This is a genomic window from Zooshikella ganghwensis DSM 15267 (genome assembly GCF_000428585.1).
In the GTDB taxonomy this organism is placed as follows: domain Bacteria; phylum Pseudomonadota; class Gammaproteobacteria; order Pseudomonadales; family Zooshikellaceae; genus Zooshikella; species Zooshikella ganghwensis.
The window spans coordinates 54,828-73,667 of the sequence record NZ_AUAF01000010.1; the positions used below are offsets into that span (position 1 = coordinate 54,828).

Below are 18,840 nucleotides of genomic sequence, written 5' to 3' on the forward strand. Positions count from 1 at the left end.
GCTTACATCATATCTTGTGGATCAATATCTACTGACCAGCGCAGTTTACGGGCAAGCTTAACCAGCATTTGGTTTCCACCCTCCAGTTGATGAACAGCAAAAGCAATGGCTGTATGCAGTGGTTGTCGAGCAGGGCTGCTAACGAGCATCTGCCATCGATACCAATTTTGTCGCTTTTCCATAGGGGCTGGTAGAGGCCCAAGCAACGTAACACCGAGTGGGCCATTTAAGTTATTGTGCTGCAAAAATTGGTTAATTAATTCTCGTAGTTGCAGCAGGAGCTGTTCTCCTTCTTCATGTTTTTTACACTCCACTCTAAATAATCCTATATAGCCATACGGTGGTAAACCGAGCTTTTCTCGCTCTGCAAGCAATGTATTAGCAAAAGTGTCATAGCCTTCAGTAACTAAGCTATTTAAAATTGGGCTTTCGGGGTGATGGGTCTGTATGACTACTTCGCCTGCTAATGTGCCTCTTCCTGCTCGGCCTGCTACCTGTGTGATAAGCTGTCCCAGGCGCTCTAACCCCCGAAAATCACTACTGAATAGCCCTGAATCAGCATCTAGAATGGCAACCAATGTTACTTTGGGGAAATGGTGGCCCTTTGCCAGCATTTGTGTGCCCACCAAAATAGCAGGTTCACCTTGGTGAATGTCCTTAAATAGTTGCTGTAAGCGGCTTTTCCCTCGAGTACTGTCACGGTCTATGCGAATAACAGGAGTAGGATCAAACTGTCCTATGAGAAAGTCTTCAATTCGCTCTGTGCCAGCACCAACAGGGAATAAGCTGGCAGTATTGCAGCGCCCACAGCGTTCTGGAATAGGCTGTTGGTAGTCACAGTGGTGGCAATGTAAATGGGCAGGCTGACGATGAATGGTCAGGTGGGCATCGCAGTCAGGGCAGTCTGCAGCCCAACCACATTCATGACAGAGTAGTGTAGGTGCATAGCCTCGACGATTAATGAATATGAGTACTTGCTGATCTTTTTCTAAGTGCTGTGTTATTTTTTGTTGTAATGCAGAAGATAATCCTGCCTGTAAAGTTTCACCTCTGATGTTAAGCAATTCTATGCTGGGTGGTTTGGCCATACCTGCCCGCTGATTCAGCCGTAAATGCCGGTAGCGGTGAGCCTTTGCATTATGAATGGTTTCTAAAGAGGGGGTGGCACTTCCCAATACAATCGGGATGTTAGCTTGTCTGGCTCGGTAAATGGCAATATCTCTGGCTGAGTAGCGTAAGCTGTCTTGCTGTTTATAAGAGGCGTCATGTTCTTCATCAATGATGATTAAGCCAGGTTTCGCGAGCGGGGTGAATACAGCAGAGCGAGTGCCAATAATAATGCCGGCGCGATAATCAATGGCCTTCTGCCAGGCAAGAAAGCGTTCACTGTCGTTTAGCCCTGAGTGAATAACGACAATGGGAACAGCAAAGCGCTGCTCAAAGCGGTGTAAGGTTTGTGGAGTTAAGCCAATTTCGGGGATAAGTACCAGTGCTTGCCTACCCGCTTTTAACGTATGCTCGATAAGTTGTAAATAGACTTCGGTTTTGCCACTGCCAGTGATCCCTTGCAGTAAAAAGGTTTGAAACTGTTGTGCGGCTTGCAGTATCTGTTGTACAACATGTGCTTGTTCGGGGTTAAGCGTTAAGGGTGCTTCATGCAGTATGCTTTGAGGCATAGTATGCAGTGTTGGCAGCTCTTCAAGAATACACTCAACCTCTCCTTTTTTTTCCAACGCTGAAAGTGTTTGGCTACTGACACCTAAACTTTTCAGCATAGGCTCATGTAATCCCTTTAAGTGCTGTTTTAATAATTGCCAGGCGGCTAATTGTAGTTTGGCATTGCGCGCAATGTTGCTTGGTACCTCAGCGGCAGGATAGGTAAGACGCCATAACTTTCGAGTTTGTTGGGCTACTGGCTTACCTTGGCGCAGTGCGACGGGGATAGCAGTGCTCAGTGTTTCTCCTAGACTGTGATGGTAGTAATGGGCTACCCACCGGCAAAGGTCCAGCAAGTCTCTAGGGATTATCGGCTGCTCATCCAGCACGTGTTCTGCATGCTTCAGGCTGCTTGGTGGTATATCTGTCTTAGTGGTAATCGCGATAAGGATGCCAATGAGTTTTCGAGGCCCAAAGGGCACTTTGAGTCGTATGCCTGGGGATAAAGCATCAATACCAGATTTTGGAGGGAGGTAGTCAAATACTCTGCGTAAAGGGGTTGGCAAGGCAACCTGAAGATAGTGCGTTGACTCTGTCTTGGCGTAATTGCCCATAAGTATATGATCAGTAAAGGTTTAAGAAGGCCGCTACAAAAAGTACATCATAACAGGCAAATTCTGTAAAAATGTAGTGCTATCGCTTTTGATGGTGGGTTACTTTGCAGAATAAATAGTGAACAATGATGGTTGAAGGTTGCCAATACTTTACTTTCTGGTAAGATGCCCGGTCAGTTTTATTTAGGTGGTGTTGTATTTGTGCTGCCACCCTCTAGCATGCTTTAAGTGCTGATATATTATTTATAGTAAGTGCGGTGCCTGGCAACGAGTTTGTGTAAATGGTTCGGGTAGCGGCACACGATACAAGAGGAAACGTCATGAAAGCAGAAATCCATCCAACTTATGAGGCGGTTGACATCACTTGTAGCTGTGGCAATGTCATTAAAACTAAGTCCACTGTCTGCAAAGATTTTAGCATTGAAGTATGCTCTGCTTGTCACCCGTTCTACACTGGTAAGCAAAAGATTCTTGATACTGGTGGTCGTGTTGAACGCTTCAAGAAACGTTTTGGTATGCGTACTACTCGCAAAGCATAATACCAACGCGCCAAGATTTTCAAAGAAGGTGCTGGTTATCAGCACCTTTTTTGTATCAGCTGTTTTCTCTCTATCACTAGCCCTTGCTTCAACCCTTCCTGCGTTTCACGCTTATTCCTCTGCATCAGCATCATACGTATCAGCCGCTCGACTCAACTGTAAACCCAAAGGTAAGCAGCAGGCTCTTCACCAGCCGAAAGTGATTGATGGTGATACGTTGTATGGAAATGGTCAAAAAATTCGGCTAATAGGTATTAATACACCTGAGTTAGGATATGATAACTCTCCGTCAGAGCCTTTTGCTCTAGCAGCAAAGCAAGCAGCTAAACGCTGGCTAGAACAATACTCAAAACATCTCTTCTTCGTTAAAGGTAAGCAGCAGCGTGATCGTTATGGAAGAGTGCTGGCTTATATCGTTAATGAGCAAGGAGAGCTGCTTTCCAAGCATTTGTTGCTCAAAGGATTGGGTTTTTACATTGCGGTTCCACCCAATACTGAATTATTGCCATGTTTTATAGCGGCAGAGAAGAGGGCTAGAAATAACAGGCAAAATATTTGGCGTGAGCTTTCACCAACAACTACTGGTAATGTAAGCCAGTCTGGCTTTCAGCTTGTACTTGGTAAAGTAACAAGTGTCATTATCACAGATAATCATTGGTGGGTCATATTGGGTAAAGATATTGCGCTAAAGATACAGAAAGCAGACCAGCCTTTCTTCAATGTCGAGTGGGTCAAAAAACTGAAAAATACAACATTAGAAGTGCGTGGCTGGTTAATTGATCGACAGCATAAACGGCGTAAACTGCCAAAACACTATGCTCGCTGGCTAATGCTGGTAAGGCACCCTGCAGTGATACAACTAAAAAAGCCATCAAATAGAGTATATTAGTACTCTTGGACTCATACCTGGCAACGTTTTTAAACGATTGTGAATGCTCATGAAACATCTTAGTTTTTCATTGTCACCTTATAATGGAACAGTTTTAATCCTGCTGATAGTGAGTTGCTTTAGTTTTTCGGGGTGTGTTGTAAACCCTGCAACAGGCGACTATGACTTTGTATTGATGAGTGAGCAGGAGGAGTTGAATGTTGGGAGCAAAAATAATCTAAAGGTTCGTAATCAGCTTGCCATACTAGATACTCAAACGTTGCAGCACTATGTCCAAGAAGTTGGGCTTAAGGTTGCCCGTGTTAGTCATCGCCCTTCACTACCTTACCAATTTACAGTGGTTGATTCTCCAGAAGTTAATGCCTTTGCTTTGCCTGGTGGTTATATCTATGTCTATCGTGGGTTGCTAGCGTATTTAAACTCTGAGGCTGAGCTGGCAGCAGTATTAGCACACGAAGTTGCTCATGTAACTGCAAGGCATAGTGTACAGCAGCATGGTATGAGTACAGCCAGTAATGTCTTTGGTCAAGTGGTTGCAGCCTATACAGGGGTTGGTATTGCAGGAGATTTAACCAGTATTCTGGGTACTGCTGTGGTAAGAGGGTATGGTAGGGAGCATGAACTTGAAGCCGATGGTTTGGGTGCTTCTTATCTTGCTAAAGCAGGCTATAACCCGCAAGCCATGATTAATGTAGTGAAAGTACTAAAAAATCACGAAGTGTGGGCTACCAAGAAGGCTGAGGCAGAAGGTAAAGAGGCGAGCACTTACCATGGTATTTTTTCAACACATCCTGATAACGACAAACGACTACAAGAAGTGGTAGCTAATGTACCAACTAAATCCCAAGGAAAAGTATTTTCAAGAAGGTACTTAGAGAAAATAAATGGGCTGGCATTTGGCGAAAGTAGCAGTACTGGTGTGACGATAAATAATCAGTTTTTACATAGGCCGATGAACTTTAAAGTGCACTTTCCCCAACACTGGAAAATTATTAATACACCTGCTCGTCTGATTGCCCACCCTATTGAAAAGTCCGCCATTTTTGTAATGGAACAAGGCCCCATCAAAAATGGCTTTAGGCCTGATGCATATTTGAAATCCCTTGTAGATCAACGTTATCGACTGCGAGGAGGACAGTCAATTCATATAGGTAATACTATTGGCTACACCGCGATAGTCCAGCCGAAACTGGGGGGGAGCTTTATTCGTTTGGCGGTTTTCTTTCATGAAGGAAAAGTATTTATATTACAAGGGCAAGTTAAACAGAGTTCAACATTTGCCAGTTATGATGTTGAGTTCTTGCAAATCATAAATAGTTTTCAGTCGTTACCCCCGCAAGATTACCAACGAGCAGAAGGCGATAAAATTAAACTTATCAAAGCTTCACCAGGGATGACATTTTCTGCATTGGCTAAGAGAAGTCCAATACGAGAGCAAGCTGAGCTTCAGTTACGTTTAATTAATGATATGTACCCTAAAGGGGAGCCCAAAGTAGGACAGTGGCTAAAGGTTATTGAATAAAACAAATATCTTCTAATAAAAGGATTTTATGTACAAATCTAGTAACACGTTGACACATGATTACGTAAAATTGACTATTAAACTTTGTAAATGTTTATGCAACATTGCTTGCTTGAGGGAGTAATGCCTTTTCTTTAAGCTGTTTAATTTAACAACAAATAATTGGAAAACAACGCCATGTCCGAGGACTTGAGAACCGCTGCACTGGAGTATCACGCTAATCCTAAACCAGGAAAAATCAGTATTGAGCTTACAAAACCTGCCGAAACTGCACGACACTTAGCGCTTGCCTATAGCCCTGGTGTTGCAGAGCCCGTTCGTGAAATTGCGAAAGACCCAGAAAATGCTTACAAATACACTGCTAAAGGTAACTTAGTTGCAGTTATTAGTAATGGCTCGGCTATTTTAGGCTTAGGTAATTTGGGGGCTTTGCCTAGTAAGCCCGTAATGGAAGGAAAAAGCTTATTGTTTAAGCGCTTTGCAGGCATAAACTCCATCGACATTGAGGTTGACTCTGAAAGCCCACAAGCGTTTATCGACACAGTAAAGCGAATTGCTATTAGTTTTGGAGGCATTAACTTAGAAGATATCAAGGCCCCAGAGTGTTTTGATATTGAGCGTGAGTTAATCGAACTTTGCTCTATTCCGGTGTTTCATGATGATCAGCATGGAACAGCTATTGTTACAGCAGCAGGCATGTTGAATGCACTGGAGCTAGCTGGTAAGTCTATAAGTGATGTATCTATGGTTTGCTTAGGGGCAGGAGCTGCAGCGATTGCTTGTTGCAAGCTTCTTATTTCTTGTGGCATGAAGCCTGAGAATATTTACATGCTTGACCGAAAAGGCGTTATTCACAGTGGCCGGCATGATCTAAACCAGTATAAAGCTGCTTTTGCTAATGAAACGTCGAAACGTACACTTGATGATGCTATTGAAGGTGCTGATGTCTTTTTGGGGCTTTCTGGGCCTAACTTATTATCGCCTGAGCAACTGAAAAAAATGGCGCCTAACCCCATTGTGTTTGCCTGCTCAAACCCTGACCCAGAAATCAAGCCTGAACTTGCACTCTCTGTTCGTGATGATGTCATTATGGCTACAGGGCGCTCTGATTACCCTAACCAGGTAAACAATGTATTAGGGTTTCCCTTTATTTTCCGTGGTGCGCTGGATGTTAGAGCGACAGTGATCAATGAAGAGATGAAGCTGGCGGCTGTTCATGCCTTGAAAGATCTGGCGAAAGAGCCTGTTCCTGAGGATGTTATTAATGCTTATGGTGGCAAGTCGCTCAGCTTTGGCCGTGACTATATTATTCCAAAGCCTATGGATGTCAGGCTGCTTGGAGTAGTATCTGCCGCTGTTGCCAAAGCAGCTGTAGACAGTGGGGCAGCCAAACTTGTATACCCGGATCACTATCCTCTTCAGGCTATTGAAGATATTAAGTAACTTTCATCTCAAGTCGCTTTCATTGATGTAATTACACAAATCTAACTAGCTGAAGCAAATACACAAAAAAGGCACCACATGGTGCCTTTTTATTTTTTATATTGTAGTGAGGGTCAATTTAATTAGTGGCGAAGATGACACCTTTCACTAGAAAATTTCCTCTGTTTTGAGTGCATCATCATTAATACTTGGCATCGCTACAGATGGGTCATACTCAGGTGCATTTTCTTTTAAGAATATTTCGAACATAGCTCCAGGTGTTCCTGCCGCTACAGCCATACCTGTTTCTGGGTCAACACGAACACGCACTAAACCATCAGGTTGTGGCAGAGGGTGCTCAGGCTTGCCGGCCAATGCTTCCCCCATAAAACGTATCCAGACGGGCAGTGCAGCTGTACCACCGTATTCTCTTCTACCAAGGGTTTTAGGTTGATCAAACCCAACCCAAACAGAGGTTGCAACATCGGTGTTAAAACCGGAGAACCAGGCATCTTTCTGGTCATTCGTCGTACCTGTTTTTCCTCCCAGATCACTACGTTTTAGTGCGAGTGCTCGGCGCCCTGTGCCATGCTTTATGACGTCTTGCAAAATGGTATACATAATGTAATTAGCTCTTGGGTCCATAATTTGCTGTGCGGGATAAAAGCTAGAGCCATCATCATCTGTTACCAAAAGTTCTGCTTCATCTGTTACCTTTGAAGGGTCTGGTGAGGGCTGGCAAGTCTTACAGACTTTATAGGGAGTTGCCTGGTACACTGTTTCATCTAGGTGATCAATACGACTGATAAAGTAAGGCTTTACTTGATAACCACCATTAGCAAGGGCTGCATAGCCTGTTGCAAGTTCCATTGGGGTAAAGTCAGCAGCCCCTAATGCTAACGACAGATTGGGGACCAGCTTTTTCTCATCAAAGCCAAAACGAGTTACATAACTAATGGCTTTGTCAACGCCCATAGCTTGCAAGAGCCTGATAGACACAAGATTACGAGATAAGTAAAGTGCTTTTCGTAGTCGTGTTGGGCCAAAGAATTTACCCCCCGCATTTTCCGGACGCCAAACTTTCAAATTAGCATCAGGCATGACGATTGGAGCATCATTAATGGTTGTTGCAGCAGTAAAGCCATTTTCTAAACCAGCACTGTAAATAAATGGCTTGAAGTTGGAGCCCACTTGTCGTGCAGCTTGCGCTGCTCGGTTGAACTTGCTGTGACTATAATCAAACCCTCCAACAACAGCAATAACAGCACCATCTTTGGGGTTAAGAGATACCAAAGCGCCTTGAACTTTAGGTATATGTCCAAGCTCATAAGTATCTTTTCCTTTGGGTTTAAATAGTCTGATCAGGTCGCCAATATTTACTACCTCGGCGGGTGATTTAGGCTGTGGCCCTAAAGAATTGACACTACGATAGCGGCGTGCCCATTTCAGTCCTTCCCAGCTCACACTGGCTGGTCCATGTTTCATCATTACGTCAATCGCATCTGGGCTAACATGAGTTACTATGGCTGGCTCTAAATTACCAACAATAGACGTTTGCTTAAGCTCTTTTTGCCATGCTTCTTCGTCAAACTCCGTGGGAGGTAGTTGTTTCTCAGGTCCTCTATAGCCATGGCGCTGTTCATACTCTAATAAACCCAGATGAATGGCTTCCTGTGCTGCATTTTGTAGCTTACTGGATACGGTAGTGTAAACCGTGTAGCCATCAGTATAAGCATTTGGCCCAAAGCGCTCGACCATTTCCTGGCGAACCATTTCTGCCAAGTAGGGAGCATCTAACTCAATTTTCAAGCCATGGTAGCTGGCAGTGATAGGTTCTGCGACAGCTGAGTCATACTCATCTTGGCTTATAAAACTGAGGTAGTGCATACGGCCTAAAATCCAGTTACGGCGCTCAAGTGCTCGTTCTGGATTAACTATAGGGTTATATGCAGAAGGTGCCTTAGGTAAACCTGCAATCATTGCAAATTGAGCTAAACTGAGTTGATCAATGGGTTTGCCATAATAAACTTGAGCCGCGGCGGCAATACCATAAGCTCGGTTACCCAGGTAGATCTTATTCATGTAAAGCTCAATGATATCGCCTTTGCTGAGTTCTTTTTCGATTTGAAGGGCAAGCAGGATTTCATTGAACTTACGGGAGAACACCCGTTCCCGACTAAGGAAGAAGTTACGGGCAACCTGCATGGTGATGGTACTACCACCTGACTGGATGGCGCCGCTTTTTAGAAGCTGAGCAACGGCTCGACCAAGGCCTTTGGGGTCAACACCGTTGTGTGAAAAGAAGCGGTTGTCCTCTGCGGCGACAAACGCATTGATCATTTGTTTGGGGGTATCTTCAAAAGCAATAGGTGCACGCCGTTGCTCGCCAAACTCGCCAATCAGTTTGTTGTCGCTTGAGTATATCCGTAATGGGGTTTGCAAATTAATGTCACGTAAACTTTCAACTGATGGCAATGCTGGGCTAAGGTATAGGTATACACTCGTCAAAATGAGGAATGTGCCACATATTAAGAGAAAAGTGGTCCAAATAAAAAATCTGATCAGTGTCACAGTATTCCTCGTTTTTTTCTAGACATATTAAGGAGTTAGCGAAGTGGTTAATCAATTTTGCATTGTTTTAGTATCGATTATAAGGACTTTTTTTGCATTTCACATAATTGCGCGAATGTAAAGTCTGGTATTTAATGTAAATAATGAGCTTTTAACTGTAAGTGGCCGTCTTGATAGGGAATTATCCGTGTTAGGGTTCCTCAATAAGAAATCAAAGCCCGTTTTGGGGGTAGACATTAGCTCCACATCTGTCAAGTTGTTAGAGCTAAGTCGTAGTGGTAACCGTTTTAAGGTAGAGGCATACGGTGTAGAGCCTTTACCGGAGAACTCGGTTGTTGAAAAAAACATCAATGACGTTGATGCTGTTGGTGAAGCTATTGCCAAAGCACTCAAAAAGTCGCGTAGTAGCTGTAAAGACTCTTCGGTAGCGGTTGCAGGCTCTGCAGTCATTACCAAGCACATCGAAATGGATGCCTCGCTTTCTGAAGATGAAATGGAAAACCAAATTTCCGTAGAGGCTGATCAGTATATCCCTTATCCACTTGATGAAGTAGCCATAGATTTTGAAGTTCAAGGTGTTTCACAGCGAAACTCTGAAATGGTTGACGTGCTGCTAGCGGCATGTCGGCGGGAAAATGTAGAGATGCGTGAGGCTGTGCTTGAACATGCAGGGCTGGTTGCAAAAGTTGTGGACGTTGAAGCGTATGCAATGGAGCGAGCATTCGAGCAAATAGCCAAGCAATTAAATCTGGATGATGAGCATCAGACTGTAGCCATTGTGGACATTGGCGCCACCATGACTACTTTAAGTGTGCTTAATGAAGGGAAAACTATATATACCCGTGAACAGTTATTTGGTGGACGACAGCTAACGGAAGAAATTCAGCGCAGATATGGTTTATCGTTTGAGGATGCTGGACTTGCTAAAAAGCAAGGTGGTTTACCAGATGACTATGAATCGGAGGTGTTGATTCCTTTCAAAGATGCTGTTGTACAACAAGTGTCTCGGTCATTGCAATTTTTCTACTCATCCAGCCAATTTAATGATGTTGACTATATTGTTCTTGCTGGAGGCACTTCATGCTTGAGTGACCTTGATAAGCTGGTTCAGGAAAAAATAGGTAACTCAACAACAATAGCTAACCCATTCGCGGATATGGCAGTAGCTAGCCGTGTTAATGCGACAGCTTTGAGCAATGATGCGCCAGCAATGATGATTGCCTGTGGTTTGGCCATGAGGAGTTTTGACTGATGGCAAAAATTAACCTTCTTCCATGGCGGGAAAAGCGAAGAGAAGAGCGGAAAAAACACTTTGTCACAGCATTGGCAATAACGGTTGCAGTGGCTGCAGGGCTTGTATTTTTAGGGGACCGACAGATCAATGGTGCTATTTCAAACCAGCAGGGGCGTAACGAGTTTCTGAAAAAAGAAATTGCTGCACTGGATACTAAAATAGCTGAAATTAAAGAGCTGAAAAAAAGGCGAGAACAGCTACTTGAACGGATGAATGTAATCAAGCGTCTGCAAGGTGACCGACCGATTATTGTTCGGGTGTTTGATGAGCTTGTACGAGTAATACCCGATGGCGTGTTTTTTAATCACTTAGTACTTGCGGGTGATAGACTCTCGATTACTGGGGTTGCCGAGTCTAATAATCGTGTTTCAACCCTGATGCGTCAGTTTGATAGCTCTAAATGGTTTAAAGAGCCTAATTTAGCCTCTGTAAAAAGAAATCCAGCGAATCAATCTATGAACAACTTTGTAATGGCGGTGTTGAAGACAACACCTGAAGCTGACAAAAAAGATAAGGAGGAGTAACCATGAGTGTTGCTGATTCCTTTAAAAATATAAATGAACTTGATCTTGAAAATGTTGGAGCGTGGCCAGCACCTATAAAAATTGTTGTAGCAATTATTCTATTTGGTGGTGTGCTTTTTTTAGGCTATAAATTTCATTTAGAAGAATTAAATAATCAATACGAAACAGTTCAAAAAGAAGAAGATCAGTTAAAAGAACAGTTTAAAATAAAAGCCTTTCAGGCCGCAAACCTAGATGCTTACAAAGAGCAAATGGTTGAAATGGAACGCACGTTAGGGGATTTAGTTAAACAGCTGCCTACAGATACAGAAGTTCCTGGTCTTTTAGAAGACATTAGCCGTGCAGGTTTAAGAAGTGGTCTATACTTTAATTCAATTGACTTGCAAGCGGAAATTACCAAAGAGTTTTATATTGAGCTTCCAATTCAAATAAATGTACAGGGTAATTATCACGATTTAGGTAATTTTGTGAGTGCTGTTGCTAGCTTATCAAGAATTGTTACATTGCATAATTTTGATATAAAGCCACAGCCAAATAATGCTGAAATTCTGACGATGAGTATTATTGCTAAGACTTATCGTTATAACGATAAGACAGAAGGAAACTAGGGGCTGGATATGAGCGGTTACACAAAAGTTTCCCTGGTAGCGTTATTAAGCAGTGCTGTGATACTGGCTGGTTGTACGAGTAGGGAGTATGAAGATTTACAATCTTTTATGGATGAAGTAAGAGCAAGACCAAAAGGAAATATACCCCCTATTCCAATTGTTAAACCTTATGAAGCATTCACTTATAGTGCATCGGGTTTACGTAGTCCTTTTATTGCCCCTATTGAGGTGGCTGAAAATGAAGAGCAGCAAGACTCTTCAGTAAAACCAGATTTTAACCGTCCAAAACAGTACTTGGAAAATTATGGTATAGAAACATTCCAGATGGTTGGCAGTATTAGTAATGATGATGGTTTTTGGGCTTTGATTCGTGGGGGGGGAGGTGTCCACCGAGTTAAAGAGGGAGATTACTTAGGACGAAATCACGGCAAAATTATTTCAATTTCGGAGACAGAAATAAAAGTAACTGAAATCGTCCCAAGTGGTAAAGATAAGTGGGTAGAACGCCCTAGAACAATTGCGTTAAATGAAGGGTAGGCCATTAAAGCACATCTTTGGGGGAAGTCTGTTTTATTCAATTCGCTGCTTCCAGTGCTGGCTGCGCTAACTTTACACAGTAATGTGTAAGGCATGGATTCGCCCGCCTTTAAGGACTGGCTTTTAAACATTAATGCATATTTTTTTATTAAAACTATGCTGGCGATGGTGGAATGAATTCGCTTATTTATTAATGTTGAGCTGCTCTGGTTAAGGCTATTCAAGACTCAGTGATAATCGTGGTATTCAATAACATTGGTGGGTAAGTATGAACACCATACGCTTAAAAAAAGCTGGTTTGGCAATAGCCACTGTTTTGGCTTTCAACTCCTGGCAGGTGTTGGCATCAGTCATTACAGATTTGGATGTAGCATCTCTTCCGGGGGAAAAAGTTGAATTAAAACTGCAATTTGATGGTGCAGTACCAACACCAAAAGGCTACACAGTAGAACGCCCTGCAAGAATTTCTATAGATTTACCTGGCACACAAAGTGCGCTAGCAAAGAAATTTAACGAAATTGGTTTTGGTAATACAAAAAGTATTACGGTTTTAGAGACAAAAGACAAAACACGCCTAGTCGTTAATTTAAACCAGCCGGCTAAATATGCGACGCGGATTGACGGGAATAATTTATATATTTTAATAGGAACGGATGGCCAGGATCTAGCTGCGGTGCAGCAGACCTCGCGATCAGGTTCTCAAGCAACATATACACAGACTCCACCTGCTGTTAGTAATAAGCAGGCTCGAAAAAAGCTATATAACAGGAACGTCAAGGCAATTAGTAGCATTGACTTTGAGCGTGGTACAGAAGGTGAAGGTAATATCATTATTCAATTATCAAACCCTAATGTGCCGTTAGACATGAACGATCAGGGGGGACGAATTCGTCTTGAGTTTCCTGAAACGCAAATTCCAGCGAATTTACGTAATCGGTTAGATGTAGTAGATTTTGCAACGCCTGTTCATTACATTGATGCCACAGTAGAACGTGGTCACGCGGTAGTTACTATTGAACCTGAAGGTGAGTATGATTATTTAGCTTACCAAACGGATAATACGTTGACTATTAGTGTTAAGTCTCTGACAGCTAAAGAAGTAGAACAATTAAGAAGAGACCGAGCGCTATATACCGGTGAAAAACTCTCTCTCAATTTCCAAAATATTGATGTGCGTTCAGTGCTTCAGTTGATAGCTGACTTTACGGATTTAAACTTGGTTGCAAGTGATACTGTTGGAGGTGATATTACACTGCGTCTGCAAAATGTTCCCTGGGACCAGGCGCTTGACCTGGTATTGAAAGCAAAAGGCTTAGATAAACGACAGGTTGGTAATGTGTTAATGGTTGCCCCTGCGGAAGAAATCGCTGCTCGAGAAAAACAAGAGTTGGAAAATAACCAGCAAATTGAAGAGCTTGCTCCAACATATACAGAGTTAGTGCAAATTAATTATGCTGATGCAAATGAAATAGCGGGCATTCTTCAAGGTTCTGGAGAGGGCGGAGTGCAGTTACTCTCTGAGAGAGGTACAGTGCAGGTTGTTAACCGTACTAATAGTCTTTTAATAAAAGATACTCGAGTCAAGCTAGATGAATTAAGAGATTTGCTTACAAAAATAGATATTCCTGTCAAGCAGGTGATGATTGAAGCTAGGATTGTTACTGCAGATGTTGATGTATCAAGTGACTTAGGGATTGATTGGAGTGGTGGTAAGATAAAGAAAGGCGGCAAATGGCGTTTAGGTGGTAGCGGAGACGATAATACTACAGGCTCATCAACGCCAGGTAATGCAAGTTTGGTGAACTTGCCTCTTTCTCCTGCTACGAGCACATTTAGTATTGGTTTTGTGTCTAATAGTGCCATATTGAATTTAGAGTTGAGTGCTATTGAGTCTGAAAATAAAGGAGAGTTAATTTCTCAACCTAAAGTTTTAACTCAAGATAAGCAAACGGCTAGGATAGAAACAGGCCAGGAAGTTCCATACCAAGAAGCAAGTTCTAGTGGTGCGACATCAACCTCCTTTAAAAAAGCAGTACTATCTCTTGAGGTCACTCCACAAATTACACCTGATGGGCATATATCACTTAAAGTTGATGTTACGAAAGATGCAGTTGCAGAAACAGAGTTTAATGGCGCTCCTGCTATTGATACCAATGAAGTTAATACAACAGTATTAGTACCTAATGGTGAAACCTTAGTGTTAGGTGGAGTGTTTGAAGAAACAAACAGGCAAGTAAATAGCAAAGTACCTTTTTTAGGGGATTTGCCTGCAATAGGTCGGCTTTTCCGCAGAACTACGGATAATAATAAGAAAGAAGAACTACTGATTTTCATTACACCTAAAATTGTTGATAATGCGTTAACCCAACGTTAATTGACATGTAGGCCATGATTAAAACGAGTATCTTTTTGGTTGGCCCGATGGGTGCTGGTAAAAGCACCATCGGGCGTTTGCTTTCTAAAGCACTTGATGTGGAATTCAAGGACTCTGATAGAGAAATAGAAGCACGAACAGGCGCTGATATTCCTTGGATTTTTGATGTAGAAGGTGAAGAAGGCTTTCGTGAGCGTGAATCTGCGATGCTGGCAGAACTAACTCACGAAAATGGAATTATTTTAGCCACAGGGGGCGGTGCTGTTCTACGGGAAAAGAACCGTAGAATGCTACTGCAAAGTACAGGGACGGTTATTTATTTGTATACAAGTGTTGAGCAACAGCTTGCACGTACCTTTCGAGATAAGCGGCGTCCACTGTTACAAAATGAAAATCCTCAAGCCGTCTTAGCGAACTTAATGAAAATTCGTGATCCATTTTATAGGGAAGTGTCTGATTATATTATTACCACGGATAACAAAATTCCTCGGACAGTGGTTAATGAAATTTGTCGTGTTATTCAACACTAGATGTGAATGTAACTACTTAGGGTGTAATGGTTGATAGGCTACTGAGTTTATGGGTAGCCTTTTTAGTTTTACTATAACTGATGTATTTCTGCTTTTTTGTATAGTTTATGTATACTCACCAGCAACTTGTCTTATAATAGTTGCAGTCTATATTTTAAACTGGTATATAAACATTGTACTTGCTGGTCATGATCTAGCTTGGTGGAAACACCGGAGCGGTGATGCGCCGTTCTTGCTTATTACTATGCACTGTACACAAGGAAGGCTATTTCAGGCTCGCTTTGCCACTATATACCGTTATGGTAACCAGCGACCTGAGCCAACCACGCAATCGCGGTTACGCTAGTTACCATAACGGTATATAGTGGCGCGATCCAGTGAGCCTTCCATGTCCCAAGTCATGAAGTAGATACACAGCAAGTAGAACCTAACAGTTTGACTGATAGCGTGTTGCTTTAAGTAAAGCATTGAGTCAAGTTGTTAGGTTTAATTTTATCTCCACATAATGATTGAGCGTTAGATTATTCTCACAAGTATTAGTGAGTGTTTTTGTACTGCTAAATAACAGCCTTCGTATACTGGCTAAGCAAGTGATAAAAACTAAAATGGACAAGCCCGTAGTATTATAAAGGTGTTACCTTGTCAGCATTATTATCGTTGAGCACACTTCAACAAGCCCTCCGTTCAAAAGACCCTCAGTTTTCTACATTTCTTAGTCAATATATAGCGCAACAACAAACTGTAGAGCCGCTCTCAAATAAGAACCAACGTACAGAGTTAATGTTAGCTGAGCAGTTTGTTATACATTTACGTTCCCCTAGTTATCTACAGCTTACAGTCGAGCAACAACAGCAATTTCGTGAAAACTATTTTCAGCAAGTGACTAAATTACCTGAGACTCATGGACGCTTGTTGATATATAAATTAGTGCTGCCTCTTTGGCAAAGTAAGAGTGTGCTAGATAGACAAATATTATTACAGGTTTTAGCTGAGTTACCTTTTGCTTATGGTGTATGGCGGGCAATTAAACTTATCTTTAAGTTGGCTGAGCTAGAGCAAGATTACGAAGTTTACGGATTGCTAGCAGCTCGTGTTGATATGGCTCTGGCTAGCCAAGGCCATTTTGATGAGGTAAGTAGTAAAACATTAGCTTATCTTGCACGACGGGTGTGGCGTACATTAAGGAATATTAGCAAGCGTTGGCCATCACTTTATCCTGTTGCGGCAGGTCAAGTATTAATTCATTATCGAGATGATACTCCTTGGGCCGCAACTTGGATTGCTAATCATATTTTTTACCATGAGAGTAAAAAGTATTCACGAAATCAATTTCGTCATATCCGTGACCGACAAAATGTCATTAAACACTGTGCTTTTTCTGAAGCTTGGCAATTACACTTAAAACCTCTTATCAAGATACTATCACTATCAAATGCAGAGCTGGTAAGGCTTTTTGCTATTGAACTGTTACAAAAGTACTTTATAACTGGGTTACGGTCTTTACCGTGTGAATGGCTGAAATCTTTGCCAACGGGTCAAAGTAGAGAAATTGATAAGTTTGTCATTTGGTTAATACACAATGCACCCGCTTATGAACAAAAATCACTACTAAAACTTGGGCTGTTTGATTTAATGTGGGGGTTGCTTAACTCTCAAGTTGCAGATGCACGACAGTTTGCAATTGATTTCTTTCAAGTTAATCGCAAAGAAATAACCTGTGACCAGCTTCTTGAGTTACTACAGTCACAGCACAAAAATACCCGTGCATTTGCTGAGACTTTGGTTCAGCTGTTTAATCTTCGTAAGCACGTTTCACTTTCAACTTGGGGTGCATTACTTGCGGATAAGTATGCCCATGAGTTTGCAGCTACGCAGATTAAAAAATTGTATACGCGTAAAGAAATTACTTTAGCTTGGTTAAAGCAACAGCTGCTATCAAATAATTATGAAGCCTTTAATTTTGCAGTTAATTATTTAGTTGATAATTACAGCTTATCTGAAATTACACTGAATTTCTTCTTGGAGTTATTACTTAACAATACTGACGAAGAGCAGCCGTTAGGTGCCTATGTTGCTGACTTTGCATTATCGAACATCAAGAACTTTGAACTATCTGGGTTAACACAAGATTACTTACAGCAGCTTTTACTCCATCCTTTAGCCACTGAAACCATTATCGACTGGATAAATGAGGGTAAATTAAAAGCAGCAACATTAGGTGCTGCATTTTGCCAATCACTGGTTTATGAACCAGACTGGCAGCAAGCTGAGTGGCGTGCACAACTTATAAACCAAGATAAAAAGTGGCCTGCAGTGACTCGGTTTATGGAAGAGTTAGCAGAAGAGGTTCGCGACTGGCTTAAGGATGTACGACAGTTTTCTGCGAAAACACTAGGTTTAGATTGGTTACTTACATTAGCATCATCAACTAACCAGGAATACCATCTGTTTGCAGTTGATATACTCACAATTAATTTCTTGCCGGCTGACTTTGCCAGTAACACTTCAGCTCAAGCTACAGCTTTATCTGAAGCCAAATCTGTTGTAATAGCACAAGCGGATGAGTCAGTAAATTTTGAAGGTCAACGCTTCTTATTTACGGGTAAGCTGGCAACAATGACAAGAAGTGAAGCACAAGCATTGGTTAAAAAGCTGGGAGGTACAGTTGCTAGTGCAGTTAATGGAAAATTAAATTACTTAGTCATTGGTGATGAAGGTTCGCCGCTGTATGGTAATGGTAAAAAAGGTAGCAAGCAGGTTAAAGCTGAGCAACTACAGGCTCAAGGTGCAGAAATAGCCATTATTTCTGAAACTGCATTTTTGAAAAAAACATCAGGACAGGAAGTTGAGTCTTCAGCTGAAGATATAATGGCTGGATGTGAGGTATTGTGGCAGTGGGCAACCGCATCTAAAGTTGAACAGCAAAGCTTAGCCGAATTTGCTCGCCATTATTTAATACGTCATCACCAACAGCTTTGTTTAATTGAAACTGATCGCCCCGTTGATCCAGGTGCAGAAATTCCTGTTGAGTTTTTAACATTACAGCGCTTTTTTCCTTTGTTTAAACACAGTGACCGAAAGTTAAGAACTTTTGCCTTACGGTTTGCTGAACAAGAGTGGCAAGCATGGCAGCCCACTACCAAAACTTTGGTTCAATTACTTGAGCAAAATCACCATGAAGTAAATGTCTTTATTCAGGACAGCATAGTAAATCAGCCAGCCATCCTGCAAGCTTGCCATTTGGATTTAAGTCACTATAAGGTTGTTGATTGGTTAGTGTTATGTGAGTCAAACCATAAAGTATCAAGAACGCTTGGCCTGTATGCATTGCAACAACTCGGGCAGTTAACCGCAAATGTGCTTTTATTATTACTTGATAGCCCAGATCGACAATTGCGCTATTTTGCAATACATCAATTATGGCTTCACTACCGAAAAGGTAATGGCATTCGTTCAGTTGATATTCCTTTAGATGATTGGCAGCAGTTAGTTTGTAATGAATTATTTACCATTCCTCCTACCCGTATGAATAAAAAGAAAGAGGCCTTTTCTACGGCATTTTCCTCTATAAAAAGTAAGTGTGCGTTGATTGCAACTATTCAGGAATTTGCTGAGCGTGATTTGCCATTTGCCCAAGCTATTTGGTCATTATTACAATGTTTTAGTCGCTCTTTAAGTAAAATGGAACGAGAGGCGTGTTTGGTTGCTTTGACTCGAATACGCCTAGCTCATCCAACGCAGTTTGCCTAATTAAAAAAGA

The 18,840-nt window shown here is 42.0% G+C and carries 13 protein-coding genes; 11 read left to right on the plus strand and 2 right to left on the minus strand.

What is annotated here, in order from left to right:
* Window positions 1–2: 2 nt before the first annotated feature.
* Window positions 3–2,270 carry a primosomal protein N' gene (locus F607_RS0104100; protein ID WP_051310856.1) on the minus strand — a complete coding sequence of 756 codons (2,268 nt, stop codon included), beginning with the start codon at window positions 2,268–2,270 and terminating at the stop codon, window positions 3–5.
* 320 nt (window positions 2,271–2,590) lie between these two features.
* On the opposite strand from F607_RS0104100, the gene rpmE reads away from it, so the two are divergent.
* From rpmE to F607_RS0104120, 4 genes are all read left to right on the plus strand, one after another.
* Complete coding sequence (gene rpmE, locus F607_RS0104105) at window positions 2,591–2,809, plus strand: 50S ribosomal protein L31 (protein WP_027707051.1); 219 nt, start codon at window positions 2,591–2,593, stop codon at window positions 2,807–2,809.
* A 28-nt stretch (window positions 2,810–2,837) separates the two neighbouring features.
* Window positions 2,838–3,698: a thermonuclease family protein gene (locus tag F607_RS28065; RefSeq protein WP_051310858.1), complete on the plus strand. Its 861-nt coding sequence runs from the start codon at window positions 2,838–2,840 to the stop codon at window positions 3,696–3,698.
* 49 nt (window positions 3,699–3,747) lie between these two features.
* A complete protein-coding gene (locus F607_RS0104115; protein ID WP_169719762.1) occupies window positions 3,748–5,220 on the plus strand; it encodes a M48 family metalloprotease in 1,473 nt (490 codons plus the stop codon).
* A 177-nt stretch (window positions 5,221–5,397) separates the two neighbouring features.
* A complete protein-coding gene (locus F607_RS0104120) occupies window positions 5,398–6,663 on the plus strand; it encodes a malic enzyme-like NAD(P)-binding protein (protein ID WP_027707053.1) in 1,266 nt (421 codons plus the stop codon).
* Window positions 6,664–6,810: 147 nt separating this feature from the next.
* On the opposite strand, the gene F607_RS28070 is transcribed toward F607_RS0104120, so the two are convergent.
* On the minus strand, window positions 6,811–9,084 hold the full coding sequence (locus tag F607_RS28070; RefSeq protein ID WP_230400361.1) for a penicillin-binding protein 1A: 2,274 nt from the start codon (window positions 9,082–9,084) through the stop codon (window positions 6,811–6,813).
* Between the two features lie 316 nt (window positions 9,085–9,400).
* On the opposite strand from F607_RS28070, the gene F607_RS0104130 reads away from it, so the two are divergent.
* From F607_RS0104130 to F607_RS0104165, 7 genes are all read left to right on the plus strand, one after another.
* Window positions 9,401–10,465, plus strand: a complete 1,065-nt coding sequence (locus F607_RS0104130) for a pilus assembly protein PilM (RefSeq protein ID WP_027707054.1) — start codon at window positions 9,401–9,403, stop codon at window positions 10,463–10,465.
* Window positions 10,465–11,031: a PilN domain-containing protein gene (locus tag F607_RS0104135; protein WP_027707055.1), complete on the plus strand. Its 567-nt coding sequence runs from the start codon at window positions 10,465–10,467 to the stop codon at window positions 11,029–11,031. Before F607_RS0104130 ends, F607_RS0104135 begins: the two co-directional genes overlap by 1 nt.
* A 2-nt stretch (window positions 11,032–11,033) precedes the next feature.
* On the plus strand, window positions 11,034–11,639 hold the full coding sequence (locus tag F607_RS0104140) for a type IV pilus inner membrane component PilO (RefSeq protein ID WP_027707056.1): 606 nt from the start codon (window positions 11,034–11,036) through the stop codon (window positions 11,637–11,639).
* Between the two features lie 9 nt (window positions 11,640–11,648).
* Window positions 11,649–12,176: a pilus assembly protein PilP gene (locus F607_RS0104145; protein ID WP_027707057.1), complete on the plus strand. Its 528-nt coding sequence runs from the start codon at window positions 11,649–11,651 to the stop codon at window positions 12,174–12,176.
* Window positions 12,177–12,444: 268 nt separating this feature from the next.
* Window positions 12,445–14,550 carry a type IV pilus secretin PilQ gene (locus F607_RS0104150; RefSeq protein WP_027707058.1) on the plus strand — a complete coding sequence of 702 codons (2,106 nt, stop codon included), beginning with the start codon at window positions 12,445–12,447 and terminating at the stop codon, window positions 14,548–14,550.
* Between the two features lie 14 nt (window positions 14,551–14,564).
* Complete coding sequence (gene aroK, locus F607_RS0104155) at window positions 14,565–15,080, plus strand: shikimate kinase AroK (protein WP_038289959.1); 516 nt, start codon at window positions 14,565–14,567, stop codon at window positions 15,078–15,080.
* A 639-nt stretch (window positions 15,081–15,719) separates the two neighbouring features.
* Complete coding sequence (locus tag F607_RS0104165) at window positions 15,720–18,830, plus strand: BRCT domain-containing protein (protein ID WP_027707061.1); 3,111 nt, start codon at window positions 15,720–15,722, stop codon at window positions 18,828–18,830.
* The last annotated feature ends 10 nt before the right edge of the window (window positions 18,831–18,840 follow it).